Origin of the sequence: Brevibacterium sediminis (assembly GCF_013623905.1) — a bacterium.
Lineage (GTDB): Bacteria > Actinomycetota > Actinomycetes > Actinomycetales > Brevibacteriaceae > Brevibacterium > Brevibacterium sediminis.
Window position 1 is genome coordinate 737,151 of the sequence record NZ_JABKDD010000001.1, and the last position, 17,484, is coordinate 754,634.

Genomic DNA, 17,484 nt, shown 5'->3' on the forward strand with positions numbered 1-17,484 from the left:
GTCGGGTCTCAGCCGACCGCGCCTTCCATCTGCAGTTCGATGAGGCGGTTGAGTTCGAGGGCGTACTCCATCGGGAGTTCGCGTGCGATCGGCTCGACGAAGCCGCGCACGATCATCGCCATCGCCTCGGTCTCCTCCATGCCGCGGGACATGAGGTAGAAGAGCTGATCCTCACTGACCTTCGACACGGTGGCCTCATGGCCGAGTGTGACGTCGTCTTCGCGGATGTCGATGTAGGGGTACGTGTCCGAACGGGAGACGTTGTCGACGAGCAGGGCGTCGCAGAGGACGTTGTTCGACGAGCCTTCGGCGCCCGGGTGGACGTGGACGAGTCCGCGGTAGCCGGCGCGGCCGCCGCCGCGGGCCACGGACTTCGACACGATCGACGAATGGGTGTGCGGAGCGGCGTGGACCATCTTCGCACCGGTGTCCTGGTGCTGTCCCTCGCCGGCGAAGGCCACGGACAGCGTCTCGCCGCGGGCGTGCTCACCGGTCAGCCAGATGGCCGGGTACTTCATGGTCACCTTCGAGCCGATGTTGCCGTCGACCCATTCCATGGAGGCGCCCTCTTCGGCGATGGCGCGCTTGGTGACGAGGTTGTACACGTTGTTCGACCAGTTCTGGATCGTCGTGTAGCGGACCTTCGCATCCTTCTTCGCGATGATCTCGACGACGGCCGAGTGCAGGGAGTCGGTCTTGTAGATCGGAGCGGTGCAGCCCTCGACGTAGTGGACCGAGGAACCCTCGTCGGCGATGATGAGCGTGCGCTCGAACTGGCCCATGTTCTCCGTGTTGATGCGGAAGTAGGCCTGCAGCGGGATCTCGACGTGGACGCCCTTGGGGACGTAGACGAAGGAGCCGCCGGACCAGACAGCGGTGTTCAGAGCGGCGAACTTGTTGTCACCGGACGGAATGATCGACCCGAAGTACTCTTCGAAGATCTCCGGGTGCTCGCGCAGGCCGGTGTCGGTGTCCATGAAGATGACACCCTGAGCCTCGAGCTCCTCGTTGATCTGGTGGTAGACGACCTCGGACTCGTACTGAGCGGCGACACCGGCGACGAGGCGCTGCTTCTCGGCCTCTGGGATGCCGAGCTTGTCATAGGTGTTGCGGATGTCCTCGGGCAGGTCCTCCCAGGACGTCGCCTGTCCCTCGGTGGAGCGAACGAAGTACTTGATGTCCGCGAAGTCGATTCCGGTGAGGTCGGCGCCCCAGTTCGGCATCGGCTTCTTGTCGAACAGACGCAGAGCCTTGAGTCGACGCTTGAGCATCCACTCCGGTTCGTCCTTGAGCTTCGAGATGTTGCGGACGACTTCCTCGCTGAGGCCGCGGGTCGCGGTCGCGCCGGCATCGTTCTCGTCGTGCCAACCGTATGCGTACTGCCCGAGGTCTTTGAGCTCGGGATTCGCATCGATGATCCGATTTCCTGTGTCAGTCATCGTGAACCTCCTTGAGGTCGATCATTGCTGTGGATGAGTGGTCTGGTCAGTTCCGAAGTCGGAATGTGGGTGGTGCACACATGGTCGCCCTGGGCCAGCGACGACAGCCGCCGCACGTCGACACCGAGGTAGTCGGAGAACATCGCGAGCTCTGCTTCGCAGATCTCCGGGTACTCCGCCGCCACGGCCTGGATCGGGCAGTGTCCCTGGCACAGCTGCATCGCCTCCAACGGGGTTCCGGCCGCGACCGGGGTCGCCGAGGCGGCGTACCCTTCCCGTGTGAGTGCGGCGGCAAGTGCACGTGAGCGAGACGCCACTGTGGTGCCGCCGCGCTTTTCGAGTTCCGGTCCGAGTCGCTCCCGCAGTCGGCTCACGAGGTCTTCCGTGAAGCCCTCCACTGCCGATCTGCCGTGCTTGTCCTCCATGAAGCGCAGGATGTTCACGGCCAACTCGTCGTAGGAATGACTGACCGAATCGTGTCCGGCCGTCGTGACCACATAGTGCCGGGCCGGTCGGCCCCTGCCCGCCTGTTTGCCGGCGAGTTCACGGACCTCGAGAAGGCCCTCACTCTCCAGCGCGTCCAGGTGACGACGGATCGCCGCGGGAGTCAGCTCGAGGGCTTTGGCCAAAGACGAAGCAGTGATCGGCCCTTCGTCGAGCACCGACTGGAAAACCTTCTGCCGGGTTCGGCGATCTTCCGTGTCGTTTGCAGCCATAATCCACCTCCTTGACTAACACAACAATATTGTTGCGTAATTTGTTTCGTAAAACTAGGTGAGCCTAACCACCGCCCGCGTCGCGCGTGGACACCGGCGGTTTCGACACCCGTTTCGACGCGTCGTAGAATAGCCTGGTGTCATCTCCGGCCCTGACCATTCGCGGTCTCCAGTACTCCTACGGCACCCACCGTGTCGTCGACGGAATCGACCTCACGGCCGAGTCCGGATCCGTCCTCGGCGTTCTCGGACCCAACGGCGCAGGAAAATCCACGACCATCTCCCTGGCTGTGGGCACCCGCCGTCCCGAATCGGGCACGGTCGAGATCTTCGGGCACGACCCCGTCACCGAACACGCGACGACGTCGCAGCTGGCCGGGGTCATGCTCCAGGACGGCGGACTGCCGAAGAGCTCGAAGCCCCTGCAGGTGCTGCGGCACCTCTCCACCCTCTATGAGAATCCCGTGCCGGTCGACGAACTCGCCGAACCGCTGGGTCTCCACGACTTCGCCGGACGCACGATGCGCAGGCTCTCCGGAGGACAGAAGCAGCGAGTGGCGCTGGCCGCGGCCCTCATCGGACGGCCCCGCCTCGTCTTCCTCGACGAGCCCTGCGCCGGTCTCGACCCGCAGGCTCGCGAGGTCGTCCACAGCTTCATCCGCGATCTCGCCGACCGCGGAGTCGCCGTCGTCCTCACCACCCACGACCTCGCCGAGGCCGAGGAGCTCTCCGACGAGGTCGTCGTCATCGATCGCGGACGGATCATCGCTCAGGGAGCGCCCGAGGAGCTGCGCAGCGCCTCCGCCGGGTCCCGGTCGCTGACGATACGCCTCGCCTCCCCTGTCCCCGCCGCCCTCGTCGATCGGCTCACCGAGCTCGGTCCCGCCTCGGCGCAGGGTTCGATGATCTCTCTCGACGGAGCACCGACGGCGAGTCAGATCGCGGCCGCGTGCACTGCCGTCGCCGAGGCGGGACTGCAGATCACGGACATCGGCATGCAGAGGCAGTCCCTGTCCGACGTCTTCTTCGAACTGACCGGGAGGCCGCTGCGATGACCTCGACACGCATCGTCTCGCAGGCGAAGTTCGAGACCCTGTCCGTTCTGCGCAACGGCGAACAACTGCTGCTCTCAATCATCTTCCCGCTGGGACTTCTCGTCTTCCTCGCGAAGACTCCCCTGCTCACCGGGCTCGGGGTCATCGAGGCCGGTACCGATCCGCTGTCGATCGCCGTCCCCGGGGCGCTGAGCCTGAGCCTGGCCTCCAGCGCATTCACCGGGCAGGCGATCGCAACCGCCTTCGACCGCCGCTACGGGGTGCTGCGGCAGCTGGCGACGACTCCGCTGGGGACGAACGGACTCATCCTCGGCAAACTCGGCGCCGTCATCGTCGTCGTTCTCATCCAGTACGCACTCGTCTTCGCCGCGGCGGCGATTCTCGGCTTCCGAGGTCCCGTCGACATCCTCGGACTCTTCCTGGCCACGCTGTTCGGCACCGCCGCGCTGCTCTCGCTCGGTCTGCTCATGGCCGGCACAGTCCGCGCCGAGGCGACTCTGGCGGCGACGAACCTCATCTGGGTGCTCATGGCGGGCGTCGGTGGCCTCGTCATCGCACATCCGGGAGAATGGGGAACGGTTGTGGGCTACCTGCCCTCCGGTGCGCTCGGCGACGCCATGCGGTCGGCCATCGGACACGGCGGCACAGACATCAAAGCAATCATCGTGCTCCTGGTATGGGGGCTTGTGGGAACGCTTGCGGCACGCAGGTGGTTCCGTTTCGAATGAGGAGTGAAGTGGTCACGAAGAAGATCCGCATCGCCGCTTGGGCCATGCTCATCGCCCAGGCAGGGATCATCCTGACCGGGGGAATCGTCCGGCTCACCGGCTCTGGGCTCGGCTGTTCGGACTGGCCGAAGTGCACCCCTGATTCGCTCGTGGCCACCAGCGAGATGGGCATCCACGGCGCCATCGAGTTCGGCAACCGCCTGCTGGCTGTGGCGCTGGCGATCCTCGGCGTGTGCATTGCGCTCATGCTGTGGAGGCACCGGAAGCAGCGCCCGGATCTCTTCTGGCTCAATATCGGCCTGCTGGCCATCGTGCCCGTCCAGGCCGTCGTCGGCGGAATCACCGTGTGGACGAAGCTCAATCCCTGGGTCGTCGCCGGGCACTTCGTGCCCTCGGCCGTCGCTGTCGGCGTCGCCGCCTACTTCGTCCGCCGCACCTATGACACCGGCGTGCGGCTGGGCACCAAGGCCCCGGCTCCGCTGCCGACTCTGGGGTGGATCATCCTCGGTCTCACCGCGATCATCGTCGTCTTCGGCGTGCTCACCACGGGGGCCGGGCCCCATTCGGGTTCGACGATCTCGACCCGCAACAACCTCGACAACATCTGGGTCACCCGCTTGCACGCCGCGCCGGTGTGGCTGCTCGTCATCACCACGATCTCCGCTCTCGTCGTCGCCCGGAAGAAGACGCAGACGGCGATGGTCGCCCCGCTGACCGTGCTTCTCGTCGTCGAGGTGGCCCAGGGAATCATCGGCTACGTCCAGTACTTCCTCGGTGTTCCCGAACTGCTCGTGGCCTTACACATGGTCGGCCTGTCGGCTACGATTGCGGCAAGCGTTGCCGTCCTCGACAGCGCATACCCGAGGAGCACCGATGTCAGTCCCGATCGTTCCGTGTCTGTGGTTTCCTGACTGCGCCGAGGAGGCCATGGAGTTCTACTGCTCCGTCTTCCCCGATTCGCGAGTCCTGTCCATCGAACGCTATCCCGACGAATCCCTCGACGAACACTTCAAGGGGATGAGCGGGAAGGTCCTGACCGGCCGGTTCGTCCTCGACGGCACAGAGTTCATCTGCCTCGACGGCGGACCGGTGTTCACATTCAACGAGGCGATCTCGCTGACCGTCGAATGTGCGGACCAGGCCGAGATCGACCACTATTGGTCGAATCTGTCGGCGTCACCCGAGCATGAACAGTGCGGTTGGCTCAAGGACCGCTTCGGAGTCAGCTGGCAGATCGTTCCCGCGAATCTCGGCGAGCTGATGACCGGTCCGGCACAGACTCATGCGCTCATGCAGATGAAGAAGATCGTCATCGACGACCTCGTCAACGCCGGCTGAGAATTTGCGTTCCGACCCGAAGCGCAAGGCACAGACGCACAACGGCCCAGTTTGAGTTGGATAGCACTGTTTCAAATCTGTGCTATCCAGCTCAAACTGGGCCGAATGGATCAGCGGGTTCTTCGGCGAGTCACCAGATACCGGGGATCAGGGTGGGCACGAACGGGTCGATGGCCACTGCCAGGAAGAGCAGTGACAGGTAGGTGATCGAACCGTGGAAGACCTTCATCGCCTTGAGCGAGGTGCCGTCCTTACCCTGCTTGGCACGGGAGACCAGCGAGTAGCACGACCACAGGAACCAGACTCCGGCGCCGACGGCCACGATCGTGTAGACAGGACCCATCGGAGCGACGGGAATGAGCGCGAGTGAGCAGGCGATCATCGCCCAGGTGTAGAGGATCATCTGACGGCCGACGGATGTCGGCGGAACCTTCGACGGCAGCATGGGCACGTCGGCGGCGTCGTAGTCGGCCTTGTACTTGATCGCCAGCGGCCAGTAGTGCGGCGGGGTCCAGAAGAAGACGACGAGGAAGAGCAGTACGGGCTCCCACGCGATTCCTCCGGTCACAGCCGACCAGCCGATGAGCACGGGCATGCAGCCTGCAGCGCCGCCCCAGACGATGTTCTGTGAGGTGCGGCGCTTGAGGACGAGGGTGTAGAAGACTGCGTAGAGCAGAATCGCCGAAGCGGTGAGTCCCGCCGTGACCCAGTTCGTGAATCCGCCGAGCCAGAAGATCGAACCGATGCCGAGCACGAAAGCGAAGATGAGTGCAGAACGGGGGCTGATCTCACCGGTGACGAGGGGACGGTCCTTCGTCCGTTCCATCTTCGCGTCGATGTCACGGTCGACGTAGCAGTTGAAGACCGAGGCCGAGGCCGCAGCGGCGGCTCCGCCGATGAGGGTGTTGATGACGAGCCAGATGTTCGGCAGTCCCTGAGCGGCCAGGAACATCACGGGCGCGGTCGTGACGAGGAGCAGCTCGATGACGCGCGGCTTGGTCAGCGCGATATAGGCGCTGATGATCGAACGCGGTCGGGTAGCGAGGCTCTGCTCGTCGATGGCCCTCTGCAGAGGTCGTTCACTCTGCTCTTCCCGGTTCTGACGAAGTTTGCTCACGCCCTAGATTCTACCTGTTGTCGAAGTTTTTGCCAGTCGCGCGCAGGCGAGTCGAGTCACTGACGATGCGGACGAGGAAGGCCACCGCCGCACACACCGGAGCAAGCACGACGACCTGCACGATGAGCACTGAGATGAAGCTCAGCGAGGTCGACTGCGGATCCGTGCGGAGGAGATTCGCATCGACGCACAGGCCGATGAATCCGGTGATGACGGAGTAGACGAGGGCGGTCGTCCACACCAGTCCGCCGCGCCGTGCATTGAGCATCACGGCCAGCGCTGCCGCGAAGGGGGTGAGCAGAAGGAGTGTGCCCAACGTCCACAGGCCGAGCTCCCCGATGTCGACGGTGCCGCGGAGCGGCTGGGCGATCGCCGACGACACGGCGACGGTAGCCACGGCGAAGAACACCGGGCACGCCGTGCCGATCCGGGAGATCAGCCGACGGAGCCCCCTCGTCTGTTCGGCCACCTCGGCGAAGTCGGGGCGCCTGCCCGCCGGCCGATCGGATCGCTGGTCCCCGCTGTCTGCGACGGCGGCATTGATCACGGGATCAGCACCTTTGCTCACCCTGTCATCCCTCCAGTCAGGCACAGTCCATTTTCGGTCTCCGCAGCACACAGCAGCCATTGGATGTCGAACCCGCAACTGTGCGCGAGACCACACTTTACCCGTCGGTAGCCTAAATGTCTCGCTCCCTCTCAGCACGGCGGGTGAACAGGGGCGGCGCTTCAGGCATCCGACGGGTAGAGTTTGAATGCACGCTCTTAAGACGAACGAAGGATCGCTCGACGACATGACAACTCTGTCCTGGACTGAACTCGACAATCGCGCAGTCGACACTGCCCGCCTCCTCGCCGCGGATGCGGTGCAGAAGACAGGGAACGGGCACCCGGGCACCGCAATGAGCCTGGCTCCCATCGCACACTACCTGTATCAGCACGGACTCACTCACGACCCGGCCGACCCGACTTGGGTCGGCCGTGATCGTTTCGTCCTCTCCTGCGGTCACAGTTCGCTCACGCAGTACGTCCAGCTCTACCTGGCAGGGTTCGGGCTCGAGCTCGACGACCTCAAGGCGCTGCGCACATGGGGTTCGCTCACCCCGGGGCACCCGGAAGTCGGCCACACCGCCGGCGTCGAGATCACCACGGGGCCCCTGGGCTCCGGACTGGCCTCGGCCGTGGGCATGGCCATGGCCGCTCGCCGTGAACGCGGACTCTTCGACCCCGAGGCGGCTCCCGGCAGCTCACCGTTCGACCACAACATCGTCGTGCTCGCCTCGGACGGCGACCTCGAAGAGGGAGTGTCCGGTGAGGCGTCATCGCTGGCCGGGACGCAGGAGCTGTCGAACCTGCTGGTGATCTGGGACGACAACAAGATCTCCATCGAAGACGACACCGCGATCGCCTTCGGGGAGGACACGGCCGCCCGGTACGCCGCCTACGGCTGGCACGTCCAGCACGTCGACTTCACTGCCGGTGGTGACTACCACGAGGACATCGAAGCCTTCCACGCCGCCGTCGAGGCCGCTCGCGCGGATTCCCGCCCCTCGTTTATCCGCCTGTCCACGATCATCGCCTGGCCCGCCCCGAACGCGCAGAACACCGGCGGGTCCCACGGTGCGGCCCTCGGCGAGGACGAGATCCGTGCGACCAAGGAGGTCCTCGGCTTCGACCCGGAGTCGACCTTCGCCGTCGACGACGAGGTTCTCGCCCACACTCGTCAGGCCCTGGACCGCGGTCGTGCCGCCCACCTCGAATGGGACAAGTCCTTCGCCGAATGGCGCACCGCCAACCCGGACAACGCTGCTCTCTTCGACCGTCTGTCCAAGCGCGAACTGCCCGCCGGCCTCGATGCGGCCTTCCCGGTCTTCGAAGCCAGCGAGAAGGGCATCGCCACCCGCGCAGCGTCCGGTCAGGTTCTCAATGCGATCGCCGAGACCATGCCCGAACTCTGGGGCGGTTCCGCCGACCTCGCGGGCTCGAACAACACTCTGATCAAGGGTGAGCCGAGCTTCCTGCCCGCTCACCGCTCCACGGGTGCATTCTCCGGCCACGAGTACGGACGCAATATCCACTTCGGCGTCCGCGAGTTCTCCGCCGGTCTCATCGGCAACGGCATCGCCCTGCACGGCGGAACCCGCCCGTACAACGGCACGTTCCTCGTCTTCAGCGACTACCAGCGGCCGGCCGTGCGCCTGGCTGCCCTCCAGCAGCTGCCGAACCTGTTCGTGTGGACCCACGATTCGATCGGCCTCGGTGAGGACGGACCGACCCACCAGCCGATCGAGCACCTCTCCGCGCTGCGGGCGATCCCCGGCCTCGACCTCGTCCGACCGGCCGATGCGAACGAGACCGCGGTCGCATGGCGGAAGATCCTCGAACGCACCGACGGCCCCAGCGGACTCGTGCTGACCCGACAGGCCGTGCCGGTCCTCGACCGTGAGAAGTACGCCCCCGCCTCCGAGGCCGCACGCGGCGGCTATGTGCTCACCGATACCGGTGACCAGCCCGAGGTGGCCATCATCGCCAGCGGTTCCGAGGTCGCCATCGCTCTCGAGGCCGCCGAAGCTCTGCAGGCATCGGGCACAGCCGCTCGCGTCATCTCCATGCCGTGCCAGGAATGGTTCGACGCTCAGCCGGAGGACTACCGGGCCACTGTGCTGCCGCGAACGCTGAAGGCACGGGTGAGCATCGAAGCCGCCTCGGCGATGAGCTGGCACAAGTACCTCGGCGATGCCGGTCGTGCCGTGTCCATCGAACATTTCGGTGCATCCGCGGACTACCAGACCTTGTACGAGAAGTTCGGCATCACGGCCTCGGCCGTCGTCGACGCAGCAAAGGAATCCATCAACGCAGCAAAGGCGGAAGCATGAGTGAACGTCTCCAGCAGCTCAGCGCGGCCGGAGTCTCGATCTGGCTCGACGACCTCTCCCGCACCCGACTCGAATCCGGGGATCTCGCCCGCCTCATCGCGGGATCCTCCGTCACGGGTGTGACGACGAACCCGACGATCTTCGCGAACGCGATCTCGGCGGCCGACGACTACGACGCTGCGGTCGCCGAGCTCGGTGCCTCCGGTGCCGATGTGGATGAGGCCATCGAGGCACTGACCACAGCGGATGTCGCCGAGGCGGCCCGCCTGTTCCGTCCGGTCTTCGAGTCCACGAACGGTGAGGACGGTCGCGTGTCGATCGAGGTCGCTCCCCCGCTGGCTCATGATGCGCAAGCGACCGTCGCCTCGGCGAAGGCCCTGTGGGAACGGGTCGGCGAACCGAATGCGATGATCAAGATCCCGGCCACCGAGGAGGGACTCCGCGCGATCTCCGAAACGATCGCGGCCGGGATCAGCGTCAACGTCACGCTCGTGTTCTCCCTGACCCGCTACCGCCACGTCGTCGAAGCCTTCCTCCAGGGGCTGGAGAAGGCCCGCGCCGCCGGCCATGACCTCTCGACGATCCGGTCGGTGGCCTCGGTGTTCGTCTCCCGGGTGGACTCCGAGATCGATTCCCGTCTCGACTCCATCGACGACCCGAAGGCCGTGGAGCTCAAGGGCAAGGCGGGCATCGCGAACTGCGTGCTCGCCCATGAGATCCACTCGCAGCTGTTCACCTCCGAACGCTTCCGAGTCCTCGAACTCGCCGGGGCCCGTCCGCAGCGTCTGCTGTGGGCCTCGACCGGAGTGAAGAATCCCGACTACGCCGACACGATGTACGTGACCGGGCTCATCGCACCGAACACCGTGAACACGATGCCCGAGCCCACCCTGGAGGCGTTCGCCGACCACGGTGAGGTCACCGGCCAGATCACGTCCGAGCACTACCGTGCCGCCGACGAGGTCTTCGATGCTCTGGCACGACTGGGCATCGACTACGCCGAGGTCATGACCGTGCTCGAAGAGCAGGGGCTGGAGAAGTTCGACGTCAGTTGGACCGAACTCCAGGAAACGATCCGTACGGCTCTGGACCGCTCATGAAGCTCTCACTCTCTGTCCCCGTCGATGAGGAGTTCGAGGCAGAGGCCGCGCGTCTCATCGACGCCGGCCTGGCTTCCCGGCTGAGCGCCAAGGATGCGGAACTGTTCGACGGGGCCGCCGATGCAGCGGACCGGATGGGCTGGGTGGATCTTCCGCAGAACGCCGCAGATCTGCTCGATGAGATCGAATCCCTGCGGGCGCGCCTGCAGGAGCAGGGTCTGCGCACGATCAGCTTGGCCGGAATGGGCGGGTCATCGCTCGCTCCCGAGGTGATGGCGCAGACGGCCGGTGTCCGACTCGAGATCGTCGATTCGACGGATCCCAATCAGGTCGCCGAGGCGATCGGCACCGATCTCGAACACACGGTCCTCATCATCGCGTCGAAGTCCGGAACCACGGTGGAGACGGATTCGATCCGCCGCAGCTTCGCCGCGGCCTTCGAATCGATCGGCGTCGATCCGGCGTCCCGGATGATCGCGATCACCGATCCGGGAACCGAACTCGAGACGCTGGCCGCCGATCAGGGCTTCCTTGCGACCTTCCTCGTCGACCCCACGGTCGGCGGACGCTTCAGTGCTCTCTCGGCCTTCGGACTCGTCCCCGCGGGTCTGGCCGGTGTCGATGTGCGCGGGATCGTCGCAGAGTCCGCCGCGGCCGCCGCCGACCTGTCTGCCGACGGTCTGGACAATCCTGCACTGCGGTTCGGCGCTTGGCTGAGCATCGCCCACGCCCGGACGACGGAGAAGCTCGTCCTCGCCGAGACCGCCGAGCAGCTGAACGGGCTCGGGGCCTGGGTCGAGCAGCTCATCGCCGAATCCCTCGGCAAGGACGGTCAGGGCATCCTTCCCGTCGTCGTCGATTCACCTGCCGACATCGGGTTCTCCGATGCACGCGCAGACGCACTCCTGTGCCTGCTCGGGCCGGCAGCCGATGACTCGGAGCTGGGTGCGCCGTCCGGATTCGAAGCGACTATCACCGGTGGGTTGGGCGAGCTGTTCCTGTTCTGGGAATACGCCACGGCCATCGCCGGATACAGCATCGGGGTCAATCCCTTCGACCAGCCTGATGTGGAGGCCGCGAAGGCACAGGCCAGGCATCTGCTCGACGGACCGGACTCGGGTTCGACGGAGCAGCCGCGGTTCCGTGAGGGAGACATCGACGTTCTCGAGGTCGTCGACGAGGCCACTGATCTCGTCGGAGCTCTGGAGGAGCTGTTCTCGCAGGTCGACGAGTACGGATATGTCGGCATTCAGGCCTACCTCGATCGGATCGCCGATGCCGAGGCTGCGGATCTGCGTCCGCTCGTGTCCACGCATGCCGGAGTGCAGACGACCTTCGGCTTCGGCCCCCGCTACCTGCATTCGACCGGTCAGTACCACAAGGGCGGTCATCCGAACGGAGTGTTCCTCCAGATCACCGGTGAGGCTCGCACTGACCTGCTGGTGCCGGGACGCGACTTCGGCTTCGCTCAGCTGCAGCGCGCCCAGGCCGCCGGCGATGCGGCGGTGCTGAGTGAGAAGGGCCGACCCGTGGTGCGTCTGCACCTGCTTGATCGTTCTCGTGGGCTCGAACAGCTGCGGGAGGCGATCGGGTCGATCAGCCCGCGCCACCACTTCGGCCACGACTGATCTGCCTGAAACGGCACTGATCCGCCGGAGCGAGGGACAGGGCACGAACAGAGAAGGACCCCGACCGATTCGGTCGGGGTCCTTCTCATTCGTCCACCGGGGCGTCGCCTCGGTGTCGGTGTCTCACGGTCTCGGCATCAGCGGGCCGCGATGGCTCAGGAGTTGAACCGGGTGAGGACGCCCAGCAGGATGATGCAGGCCGCCCAGATGATCGCCATGAGCGTCGTGAACCTGTTGAGGTTGCGCTCGGCGACGCCCGAGGACCCCAGCGACGAGGACATTCCGCCGCCGAACATGTCGGACATGCCACCGCCCTTGCCCTTGTGCATGAGGATCAGCAGGGTGAGGAAGATGCTCGTGAGCACGAGCAGAGCGATGAGAATGATGTTGAGGATTTCCACGTCGGATTCAACCTATGTTTCGTCGAGTGTTTCGTCGAATGATGCGTCTGTCAGTCTACTTCGCGACTGCGGCCTTGCACAAAGCGGCGAAGTCCGGGCCGCTGAGGCTCGCACCTCCGACCAGTGCGCCGTCGACGTCCGCGGAGGCGACGATCTCGGCGACGTTGTCGGCCTTGACCGACCCGCCGTAGAGAATGCGGGTGGTCTGGGCAAGAGCATCGCCGTACTTCTCACCGATGCGCGCGCGGATGGCCGACGCCATCTCGGCGGCATCGGCGGCCGTGGCTGTCTCTCCGGTGCCGATCGCCCAGACGGGTTCGTAGGCGATGACGAGGCCGGAGAGGTCGGCGGCGTCGAATCCGGCCAGCGACTCGTCGAGCTGTCCGAGGGTGAATTCGACGTGGCTCTTCTCCTGCCGCTGCTCCAGCGACTCCCCCACGCAGAGGATCGGTGTGAGTTCGGCCGAAAGTGCGGCCTTGATCTTCGCGGCCACGACCTCGTTGGTCTCGTGGTTGTCGGCACGGCGTTCACTGTGGCCGATGACCACGTAGCTGCAGCCGAGGCGGGAGAGGAACGATGCGGCGATCTCTCCGGTATGCGCTCCGGGAGCGTGCTGGGAGACGTCCTGGGCACCGTACTTCAGCCACAGCTTGTCCCCCTGGACGAGTGTCTGCACCGAACGGATGTCGGTGAACGGCGGAATGACGACGACTTCGCAGTCGCTGTCGTCGAGTTTGGCGTCCTCGAGTGCCCAGGCGAGCTTCTGGACAGCGGAGATCGCCTCCAGATGATCGTGGTTCATCTTCCAGTTGCCTGCCAGCAGCAGGGTGCGGTCGCTCATGGTGTCTGTCTTCCTCATCCGAGTACGTCGAGTCCGGGCAGGGTCTTGCCTTCGAGATATTCGAGACTGGCACCTCCGCCGGTGGAGATGTGGCCGAAGGCGTCATCGGCGAAGCCGAGGCTGCGCACGGCGGCTGCGGAATCGCCGCCGCCGACCACGGTGAGCCTCTGTCCCCCGTTGTGGCCTTCGTCGGCCAGAGCTTGGGCTACGGCTTTGGTGCCGGAGGCGAAGGCCGGGAACTCGAAGACGCCCATCGGCCCGTTCCAGAACACAGTGGTCGAGCCTGCGATGATCTCGGCATAGGCGCGAGCCGATTCGGGGCCGATGTCGAGGCCGAGGCCGTCGCCTCCGGCCGGAGTGTCTTCGAGTTCGGCGACGGGCCGGACCCAGTGCTCGGCGTCGGCGGCGAAGGAGGCGGCCATGACGATGTCCGTGGGCAGGACGATGCGTGCACCACCGGATCGGGAGCGTTCGAGGTAGCCCTTGACGTCGTCGATACGGTCCTTCTCGACCAGGCTCGATCCGATGTCGTGGCCGAGTGCGGCGAGGAAGGTGAAGACCATTCCCCCGCCGATGAGCAGATTGTCGGCGCGGTCGATGAGGTTGTCGATGACGCCGAGTTTGTCCGAGACCTTGGATCCGCCGAGGACGACGGTGAACGGTGGTTCGGGGTTGTTGAGCAGCCTGTCGCTGACCTCGACTTCGGCACGCACGAGTGAGCCGGCATAGTGCGGGAGGAGGCCGGCGATGTCGTAGACCGAGGCCTGCTTGCGGTGGACGACGCCGAATCCGTCGGAGACGAAGTCGTCGGCCAGCGCTGCCAGCTGGGTGGCGAATTCTTGGCGCTCGGCATCGTCCTTCGCCGTTTCGCCCGGGTTGAAGCGCAGGTTCTCCAGCAACAGCACGTCACCGTCGGACAGGGCTGCGGCCTTCGTCTGCGCATCGTCACCGATGGTGTCGGCGGCGAAGGCGACCGGACGGCCGATGGCTTCGGCGAGTTCGGGGACGATCGGGGCCAGTGAGAACTGCGGATCCGGTTCTCCCTTCGGCCGGCCCAGATGCGACATCACGATGACCTTGGCTCCCGCCTCGGCGAGGGACCTGATCGTTCCGGCCGAGGCCAGGATGCGACCGCGGTCGGTGATGGTGCCGTCGTCCATCGGCACGTTGAGATCGCTGCGGACGAGCACCGTGTGTCCGGCGAAGATGCCCGCATCGTCGAATGTCCTCATGAGTCCCTTTCGCTGAGAATGTAGCTGACCATGTCTTTGAGTCGGTTCGTGTATCCCCACTCGTTGTCGTACCAGGCCACGACCTTGATCTGGTCGCCCAGCACCATCGTGAGCTTGGAATCGACGATCGCCGAGGCGGTGGTGCCGACGATGTCGCTGGAGACGAGTTCGTCTGTGGAGAAGTCGAGGTAGGGCGATCCGTCCGCGGCGGAGGCGAGGAACGCGTTGACCTCGTCGCGGTCGGCGCTCGTGGAGGTGGTGAAGGTGAAGTCGATGATCGATCCGGCGGGCACGGGTACACGCACGGCGAGTCCGTCGAGCTTGCCCTCGAGGTGGGGCATGACGCGGCCGACGGTGCGTGCGGCTCCGGTGGTGGTCGGCACGATGTTGACGGCGGCGGCTCGGGCGCGACGCAGGTCCCGGTGGGGTCCGTCGACGAGCATCTGGTCGCCTGTGTAGGCGTGAACGGTGTTGAGCAGACCGGATTCGACGCCGAGGGCGTCGTCGAGCGCCTTGACGACGGTGGCCATGCAGTTCGTCGTGCACGAGGCGTTCGAGACGACGGAGTGCGCGGACGGATCGAAGGTGTCTTCGTTCACGCCCATGACGAGGGTCGCGTCGACGTCCTTTCCGGGGGCGGAGAGTACGACGGTCTGCACGGTGCCGCCGAGGTGGGCCTCGGCCTGGTCCTGCCGGGTGAAGCGTCCGGTGGATTCGACGACGAGTTCGACCTTGTGCGAACTCCAGTCGATGGCGGACGGGTCGGCTTGGCTCGTCACCGCGATCTCTCGTCCGTCGACGATGATCGCCTCGTCGGCGGCGTCGACATCATGGTCGAAGCGAGGCCACACGGAGTCGTGGGAGAGCAGATGAGCCAGGGTCGTCGTATCGGTGAGATCGTTGATGGCCACGACCTCGAAATCAGCATCGGGTTCGAGGGACAGACGGAACAGGGCACGGCCGATGCGGCCGAAGCCGTTGATGGCGATTCGTCTCATGCCTCGATCTTAGCGATCCTCGAGCATTTCCGGGGTCAGACTGGCTTCGGTGCCGGGAATTCCCAGTTCTTCCGCATGCTTGTCCGCAGTGGACAGCAGCCTGCGGATCCGGCCGGCCACCGCGTCCTTCGTCATCGGCGGGTCGGCGAGCTGACCGAGCTCTTCGAGGGACGCCTGTTTGTGGGTCACGCGAAGCTGACCGGCGTAGCGGAGGTGTTCGGGGACGTCGTCGCCGAGGATCTCCAGGGCGCGTTCGACCCGGGCGCCGGCGGCCACGGCGGCCCGTGCCGAGCGACGCAGGTTCGCATCGTCGAAGTTCGCCAGGCGGTTCGCGGTCGCGCGGACCTCCCTGCGCATCCGCCGTTCCTCCCAGACCAGCACGGCGCTGTGGGAGCCCATGCGGGTGAGCAGCGCGGCGATATCGTCGCCATCGCGGATGACGACGCGGTCGACTCCCCGGACCTCGCGGGCTTTCGCACTCAGTCCGAGTCGGCGGGCTGCGCCGACGAGGGCAAGAGCCGCCTCGGGGCCGGGGCAGGTGACTTCCAACGCCGAGGAGCGCCCCGGCTCGGTCAGTGATCCGTGGGCGAGGAAGGCTCCGCGCCAGGCGGCTTCGGCATCGGCGACGGAGCCGTTGACGATGGCCGAGGGCAGTCCGCGCACGGGACGGCCGCGGTTGTCGACGAGTCCGGTCTGGCGGGCCAGTGCTCCCCCGTCACGGGTGACGCGCAGCAGGTAGCGGTTGGAGCGGCGGATTCCGGCGGCATTGATGACGACGATGTCGGCATGCTGACCGTAGAGATCCTTGATCTCCGCTCGCAGCCGTTTGGCGGCCTGGGCAGTGTCGAGTTCGGCTTCGAGAACGATCGAGCCGTTGACGAGGTGGAGGGCGGAGGAGAAGCGGAAGATCGAGGACACCTCGGCCTTGCGGGCGGAGGTGCGAGTGATCTTCACTCGCGCCAACTCGTCCTTGACCTGAGCGGTCAGTGCCATAGCTCGTCCTCCTGCACCTGAAGTTCTACCACTGCTCGGCGACGCCGATCCCGGCGTCCAACAACATGTCACGGTAGCATGCCGCCAGCTTGAGGCTGTCATGCTGTCCCTGCCTCCGTGAGCGCAGGGGACGTTCCCAGAGTTTCGCTCCGAACATGTCCTCGGCCCGCTGCGGCAGGTCGGGTTCGAGTTCGGTGGCCGCCTCGTCGACGAGAACATAGTCCAAGGTCAGTGAGCGGGCATGACGGTGGAGGGAGACGAGGTGTTCGCCGAGGCTCAGGTCCTTCGTCTCACCGTCGGTGGAACTGAGGTTGAGCGTGAGGGATTTCACCGCTGTCGAGGCCACGATCGCCTCGGCGAGCGAAGGCACGAGCAGGTGCGGCATCACTGAGGTGTACCAGGAGCCGGGGCCGAGGTTGAGAACCTCGGCCTCCTCCACGGCTTCGATCGTCTCGTAGCGGGCCGGTGGGGCAGCCGGGTCGAGGCGCACGGTCTCGACGTGGCCGATCGTGGAGGCGAGCACGGACTGTCCGCGCACGACCTGGAAGGAGCCGGGGAACTTCACATCGGCTTCGATCGTCAGCGGCACCGAGGACATCGGCAGCACTCGACCGTGAGCGCGCAGCAGCCGGGCCATCCAGTCCAGGCCGGCCACATGGTCGCCGTGGATCTGCCACAGTGCTGCGATGAGCAGATTGCCCACCGCGTGACCGTGCAGCTCACCTGTCGATTCGAACCGGTGCTGGATGACATCACGCCAGGTCTGGCCCCACGTGCCGTCGTCGCAGAGTGCGGCCAGAGCCATCCTCAGATCGCCGGGAGGCAGTCCGCCGAGTTCGTCGCGCAGTCGTCCGGATGAGCCGCCGTCGTCGGCGACTGTGACGACCGCGGTGAGGTCTTCGGTGAGCAGACGGAACGCCCTCAGCGCCGCGTAGAGTCCGTGACCGCCGCCGAAGGAGACGATATTGGGACCGTCCTTCTGAGCGCCCGTGGAGATGACGGGCAGATCTTCGGTCTCCATG

At 65.6% G+C, this 17,484-nt stretch carries 17 protein-coding genes; 7 read left to right on the plus strand and 10 right to left on the minus strand.

All coding sequences use genetic code 11. The features are described from left to right. Positions 1-8: 8 nt before the first annotated feature. Positions 9-1,439, minus strand: coding sequence for a Fe-S cluster assembly protein SufB (gene sufB, locus HK108_RS03470; RefSeq protein WP_039207512.1), 1,431 nt, complete (start codon positions 1,437-1,439; stop codon positions 9-11). Continuing rightward, positions 1,436-2,155, minus strand: a complete 720-nt coding sequence (locus HK108_RS03475; protein WP_139467280.1) for a helix-turn-helix transcriptional regulator — start codon at positions 2,153-2,155, stop codon at positions 1,436-1,438. Before HK108_RS03475 ends, sufB begins: the two co-directional genes overlap by 4 nt. Positions 2,156-2,292: 137 nt before the next feature. Here HK108_RS03475 and HK108_RS03480 point away from each other — a divergent pair, with 137 nt between their 5' ends. Genes HK108_RS03480 through HK108_RS03495 form a run of 4 tightly spaced genes read left to right on the plus strand, consistent with a single transcriptional unit; the run spans position 2,293 to position 5,276 of the window. After that, entirely contained in the window at positions 2,293-3,210 is a 918-nt protein-coding gene (locus HK108_RS03480) for an ABC transporter ATP-binding protein (protein ID WP_181270521.1), read from the plus strand. Further along, positions 3,207-3,938 carry an ABC transporter permease gene (locus HK108_RS03485; protein ID WP_181270522.1) on the plus strand — a complete coding sequence of 244 codons (732 nt, stop codon included), beginning with the start codon at positions 3,207-3,209 and terminating at the stop codon, positions 3,936-3,938. Before HK108_RS03480 ends, HK108_RS03485 begins: the two co-directional genes overlap by 4 nt. 8 nt (positions 3,939-3,946) lie before the next feature. Continuing rightward, entirely contained in the window at positions 3,947-4,849 is a 903-nt protein-coding gene (locus HK108_RS03490) for a COX15/CtaA family protein (RefSeq protein WP_229663932.1), read from the plus strand. After that, a complete protein-coding gene (locus HK108_RS03495; RefSeq protein WP_181270523.1) occupies positions 4,812-5,276 on the plus strand; it encodes a VOC family protein in 465 nt (154 codons plus the stop codon). The genes HK108_RS03490 and HK108_RS03495 overlap by 38 nt, the downstream gene beginning before the upstream one ends. A 130-nt stretch (positions 5,277-5,406) precedes the next feature. On the opposite strand, the gene HK108_RS03500 is transcribed toward HK108_RS03495, so the two are convergent. Both HK108_RS03500 and HK108_RS03505 read right to left on the minus strand, forming a co-directional pair. Then, positions 5,407-6,393 (minus strand): heme o synthase, encoded by a 987-nt coding sequence (locus HK108_RS03500; protein ID WP_101544292.1) that lies wholly within the window; start codon positions 6,391-6,393, stop codon positions 5,407-5,409. Positions 6,394-6,403: 10 nt separating this feature from the next. Next, a complete protein-coding gene (locus HK108_RS03505) occupies positions 6,404-6,961 on the minus strand; it encodes a hypothetical protein (protein WP_139467285.1) in 558 nt (185 codons plus the stop codon). A gap of 226 nt (positions 6,962-7,187) precedes the next feature. On the opposite strand from HK108_RS03505, the gene tkt reads away from it, so the two are divergent. Genes tkt through HK108_RS03520 form a run of 3 tightly spaced genes read left to right on the plus strand, consistent with a single transcriptional unit; the run spans position 7,188 to position 11,997 of the window. Next, the gene (tkt, locus tag HK108_RS03510; RefSeq protein WP_139467286.1) at positions 7,188-9,269 is read left to right on the plus strand and encodes a transketolase; all 2,082 of its coding nucleotides are present in this window, start codon (positions 7,188-7,190) and stop codon (positions 9,267-9,269) included. Beyond that, positions 9,266-10,369 carry a transaldolase gene (gene tal, locus HK108_RS03515; RefSeq protein ID WP_139467287.1) on the plus strand — a complete coding sequence of 368 codons (1,104 nt, stop codon included), beginning with the start codon at positions 9,266-9,268 and terminating at the stop codon, positions 10,367-10,369. The genes tkt and tal overlap by 4 nt, the downstream gene beginning before the upstream one ends. Next, positions 10,366-11,997 (plus strand): phosphoglucose isomerase-related protein, encoded by a 1,632-nt coding sequence (locus tag HK108_RS03520; RefSeq protein ID WP_181270524.1) that lies wholly within the window; start codon positions 10,366-10,368, stop codon positions 11,995-11,997. The genes tal and HK108_RS03520 overlap by 4 nt, the downstream gene beginning before the upstream one ends. A gap of 155 nt (positions 11,998-12,152) precedes the next feature. Here the strand turns inward: HK108_RS03520 and secG are convergent, their stop codons facing one another. Genes secG through HK108_RS03550 form a run of 6 tightly spaced genes read right to left on the minus strand, consistent with a single transcriptional unit; the run spans position 12,153 to position 17,483 of the window. Beyond that, positions 12,153-12,398 (minus strand): preprotein translocase subunit SecG, encoded by a 246-nt coding sequence (gene secG, locus HK108_RS03525; RefSeq protein ID WP_101544300.1) that lies wholly within the window; start codon positions 12,396-12,398, stop codon positions 12,153-12,155. Positions 12,399-12,453: 55 nt separating this feature from the next. After that, entirely contained in the window at positions 12,454-13,239 is a 786-nt protein-coding gene (gene tpiA, locus HK108_RS03530; protein WP_181270525.1) for a triose-phosphate isomerase, read from the minus strand. A gap of 14 nt (positions 13,240-13,253) precedes the next feature. Continuing rightward, on the minus strand, positions 13,254-14,471 hold the full coding sequence (locus tag HK108_RS03535) for a phosphoglycerate kinase (protein ID WP_181270526.1): 1,218 nt from the start codon (positions 14,469-14,471) through the stop codon (positions 13,254-13,256). After that, positions 14,468-15,469, minus strand: a complete 1,002-nt coding sequence (gene gap / locus HK108_RS03540) for a type I glyceraldehyde-3-phosphate dehydrogenase (RefSeq protein WP_181270527.1) — start codon at positions 15,467-15,469, stop codon at positions 14,468-14,470. Before gap ends, HK108_RS03535 begins: the two co-directional genes overlap by 4 nt. A 9-nt stretch (positions 15,470-15,478) precedes the next feature. Next, the gene (gene whiA / locus HK108_RS03545; protein WP_139467292.1) at positions 15,479-16,462 is read right to left on the minus strand and encodes a DNA-binding protein WhiA; all 984 of its coding nucleotides are present in this window, start codon (positions 16,460-16,462) and stop codon (positions 15,479-15,481) included. A gap of 25 nt (positions 16,463-16,487) precedes the next feature. Continuing rightward, positions 16,488-17,483, minus strand: coding sequence for a gluconeogenesis factor YvcK family protein (locus HK108_RS03550; protein WP_101544310.1), 996 nt, complete (start codon positions 17,481-17,483; stop codon positions 16,488-16,490). Position 17,484 lies beyond the last annotated feature (1 nt).